Annotated in this window: 4 protein-coding genes; 2 read left to right on the top strand and 2 right to left on the bottom strand. The window is 37.9% G+C overall.

What is annotated here, in order from left to right:
- On the bottom strand, window positions 1-741 hold a 741-nt coding region (locus AC2TDN_RS26310), incomplete at its 3' end, for an HTH domain-containing protein (protein ID WP_484690713.1).
- A 660-nt stretch (window positions 742-1,401) separates the two neighbouring features.
- Between AC2TDN_RS26310 and AC2TDN_RS26305 the strand changes: the two genes are divergently transcribed.
- Both AC2TDN_RS26305 and AC2TDN_RS26300 read left to right on the top strand, forming a co-directional pair.
- Window positions 1,402-1,710: a pentapeptide repeat-containing protein gene (locus tag AC2TDN_RS26305; RefSeq protein ID WP_484690712.1), complete on the top strand. Its 309-nt coding sequence runs from the start codon at window positions 1,402-1,404 to the stop codon at window positions 1,708-1,710.
- A 192-nt stretch (window positions 1,711-1,902) separates the two neighbouring features.
- Window positions 1,903-2,520 (top strand): multidrug resistance efflux transporter family protein, encoded by a 618-nt coding sequence (locus tag AC2TDN_RS26300; protein WP_484690711.1) that lies wholly within the window; start codon window positions 1,903-1,905, stop codon window positions 2,518-2,520.
- A gap of 393 nt (window positions 2,521-2,913) precedes the next feature.
- Here the strand turns inward: AC2TDN_RS26300 and AC2TDN_RS26295 are convergent, their stop codons facing one another.
- Complete coding sequence (locus AC2TDN_RS26295; protein WP_484690710.1) at window positions 2,914-3,501, bottom strand: YncE family protein; 588 nt, start codon at window positions 3,499-3,501, stop codon at window positions 2,914-2,916.
- Window positions 3,502-3,639: the final 138 nt, after the last annotated feature.

The following is a 3,639-nucleotide window of genomic DNA, read 5'->3' as shown; positions in this document are numbered from 1 at the left end:
ATGCGGACACACAAGGTTTAGTTTTTTCATTAACCGGCGGATTCTTTTAAGGTTATAGGTGATACCAAATTCATTCTCAAGAACCATCTTTATGGAGCGAGAGCCCTTTTTGAACCCTTTCCAATAAAATGCTTTCTTAATCCATTCACCTGCCACGGCATCCAACCTCGCGCGCTCTAAGCGGGTGTCAGCGGCCTTTACATAACTGTAGTACCCCGAACGGGATACGTTAAGGAGCTCGCATAGAAAGCGAGTCATTCGCCCAAGCCCCTGATCTACGGCCTCTGCAATTAATTCGAACAATTTAGTTTTGCTCAGGCTTGTTCCTTTTGCTACCAGCAACCTTTCGTTCGAGTCTAGCTTTTTTAACAATTCAAGTTGGGATTCCAAAAGTCTAATTCGGGCTTCCTGTTTGGCAATGACCTCTTCTTGCGTCAGTTCCCGTTGTAGAAGGCGTCCAGAGTTCCCTTTGCGCGAATCAGTTAAACCAACAATCCCATCGCGTTTATACATTCTCTTCCAACGTTCAGCACACTGTTTTACGCGGCTCATTCCAATTACATCTACATCAAACCCGTTAGCCTCAAAGATCTCTCTAGGGGTTTTATGTAACATATATTGATTAATGAATAACTGCTTAAATTCATCGGAATAAGTTATTGCTTTCTCACTTACCTTGATAACGAACTTGTTTTGTGAGAGGATTTCACAATCCTTCTCGGTAAACCGCTTCTTGCTCATATAATCGCCCTCCGATGCTTACTACAGTATACAAAAAGGTACCCATAGCCTGAACACCTTTTTTCAAAGTGTCCATTCTATGGGTACCAGTGTACTATTCCTGTACCGCTATTTTTCTATTCAGGTCTATGGCTGCTTGCTTCATGAGATTGTTGGGAAAGCGGAAGTCTCCCCAACTCCATGTTTACCTATGGCAAGCCACGAAGCAGGAATCGGCGGAATCCCTGGTTCTTCTGTAGTCTCGGGTTCAATCATTTATGGGGCTGAGCCCTCTTGAATTAGCATTAACAGGAAAAACTCCCGTTATTTCATGTGTTTTTTGGAAAAAAACAGGTTTAAATGGATTTTCTCCCGTTAATATCTCGCTTGTGACCCTATTTCGGTGTATGTGCTCCGATTAACGGGAGTTTTTCCAGCTAAATGAACGAACTGATGTCTTATCAGGAAAATAGATGGAGCATTTCCTGTTAATTCTACAAAACCAAAATGATTTGAGATAGCCTTTTATTTCAAACTTACGGGTTAGAACAATGAGCGCTGGAATAAGCGAAAAAGCCTGAGAAAAGTAAGGTTAAGGAGCGAATGACAGGAGCTCCAGGGCACTTAACTAGCTTGTAAAAAAATTTCATAGTTAGGAACAAGTAAACGAGCAGAATTTGGATGCTCCCATTCCGTGCGAACACTTTGGGACAGCCCCTTTTTTTTTGCTACAACAATTGTTCCAATTGTTCTTGCAGCTCATCGGTATTTGGCGCCGAATTTCATAACGTCATACTTCCCCAACAGGGTGATGGCAATTACAATCCGGAACAACCGTATAAACCAATAAGCTTTCAAAATTGCGACCTTAGAAATGTTCAAATACGAAATTGCAATTTAACAAATTTGGAAATAAGCGATTGTGATTTTGCCGGTGTGACTATTAATGGCTACTCTCTTGAGGATTTAATTGAAAATTGGAAAGGTTAAATTTAGAAGCGATTGTAGTCGAAAATAAATGTAACCTATCGAAACAACCCTTTTCGGTTATACCGTGAGGGTTCGGTTTCATTTTTTCTATTATTATGCGGTTAAGCGCAACAAATTGTAAAAAAATCCGACTTTAGATTGGGATTATTCCAAGAACAGAGAAATATTTCAGACTAGCAGAGGTGAATGTAGTTGCGTCCCATTTTTTTAGGAGTTTGTTCCGCTTTGTTTTTTGCTTTTACTTTTGTACTAAACCGAGAAATGGAATTGTCTGGAGGGTCATGGTTATGGAGTGCTTCATTGCGCTATATTTTTATGATTCCCTTACTTCTAATCCTTGTCCTAAGCAGAAAAAATTTAGGTCCGCTTATTCAAGAGATGCGGAAGCATCCTGGCGCTTGGTTGATGTGGAGCTTTGTAGGATTTGGACTATTCTACGCTCCGTTATGTTTTGCGGCAGCTTATGGACCAGGATGGCTTACCGCCGGAACTTGGCAAATTACGATTATTTCAGGCTCCCTCATAACCCCTATATTTTACGAGAAAATTCAAACGCATGAAATTAGAAAAAAGATACCGCTTAAAGGTTTAATGATGTCGATCATCATCCTTCTTGGAGTCGTGCTGATGCAATTGGCTGTGGTTGAAGCGACACAATTTACGGAAGTATTATTTGTCGTTGCAGGAGAGCTCATGCTAGGAAGTTCGTTGCCTACTTTATTGTCCACGATCGGTATGCTGGTCGTAATGATTGGCATGATCTTGCACAGCTATATTTCTCAAGTGAAAAAGAATAAAGTAGTTTCTTAATTATTTTAATTTAATGCAAGGGAATCGCTTAATCATAATTACTTTCTAAGGGAATGCGAGAATTCATTAGATGAGTCACTGGATTTTGGGGCAGAATTTGAAATGGTTATTTATCTAAATCACCAATCTACATAGAACTTTCATCTGACTCTAAGCAAAAGTAGAGGAAATAATGAATTGAGAATGGGTGATTATTATGGAGTTAAGACTCAATTAAGTGAATTGAAAGATTTCACGAAGGAAAAGCTTCTAAATCAAAATGTAGACGAAATCATTAATCATTTATTTTTTCGAATTTGTGAAACAAATAGTGATTCGGTGTTTACTCGGTCATTTTCTTGTAGTATTTCTTATTTGCGTCATGAGAGGGATACGAGGGGATCAACCATGATTCTACTTATTTTTCAATACAACTAAATTATATGGGGCTTCTCCTCTTAAATCAATTTGCTTCACTATCTTTTTAGTATTTATATCTACTACAGCAATCGAGTTGTGCTTGATATTTGCAACAAATAAATACGAATCCACAATTTTCATATCCATAGGACCATTCAAACCGCTTATTTCTCCAATCACCTGATTACTATTTGTATCAAATATAGTAATCGTGCTACCAGCAAAATCATCCATTTGATCCTTATCTTTATGAGCAATATAAGCAATCCCTGTATTGTCGATTAGCATTGTATGTACCGGTTTTTCAAATTTAATATTATTAATAAAATCACCCTGTATATTAAATACACTTAGCTTGTATTCGTTTCCACTGTTATTTGCTATATATATTCTATTATTAGGAGCTACTTTCAAACTCCCATCGCTAATGTTAATTTCCGATTTTGATAAAATTCGCGTACTATGATTCACCCGATCTATTTGCATAATGTAACTATCAGGAACATCAAGATAATCACTTTTTCTTGCACCATAGATGTAAAGATAAATATTATTATCTTTAATATCAAAACTTCCCACCATTCCTTTGATAAAAGGTGTTTCCGCTAATCTAATATGACCGTCAGTTGACGGTTAAGATTGTCCAGATATTGACCGATATAATGACCATGTAAGTTAATCTAGGAAAGGAAAAGACGCCTCCATAAGTCGTGTTACTGC

The organism is Paenibacillus sp. Y660, assembly GCF_057221575.1.
The sequence above is the reverse complement of the archived record's forward strand: the minus strand, read 5'-3'. Positions and strand labels throughout refer to the sequence as shown.

Coding starts and splice junctions, on each gene's coding strand:
- AC2TDN_RS26305 (WP_484690712.1), top strand. CDS start 1,402: ATGCTCCCATTCCGTGCGAACACTTTGGGACAGCCCCTTTTTTTTTGC.
- AC2TDN_RS26295 (WP_484690710.1), bottom strand. CDS start 3,501: ATGGTGGGAAGTTTTGATATTAAAGATAATAATATTTATCTTTACATC.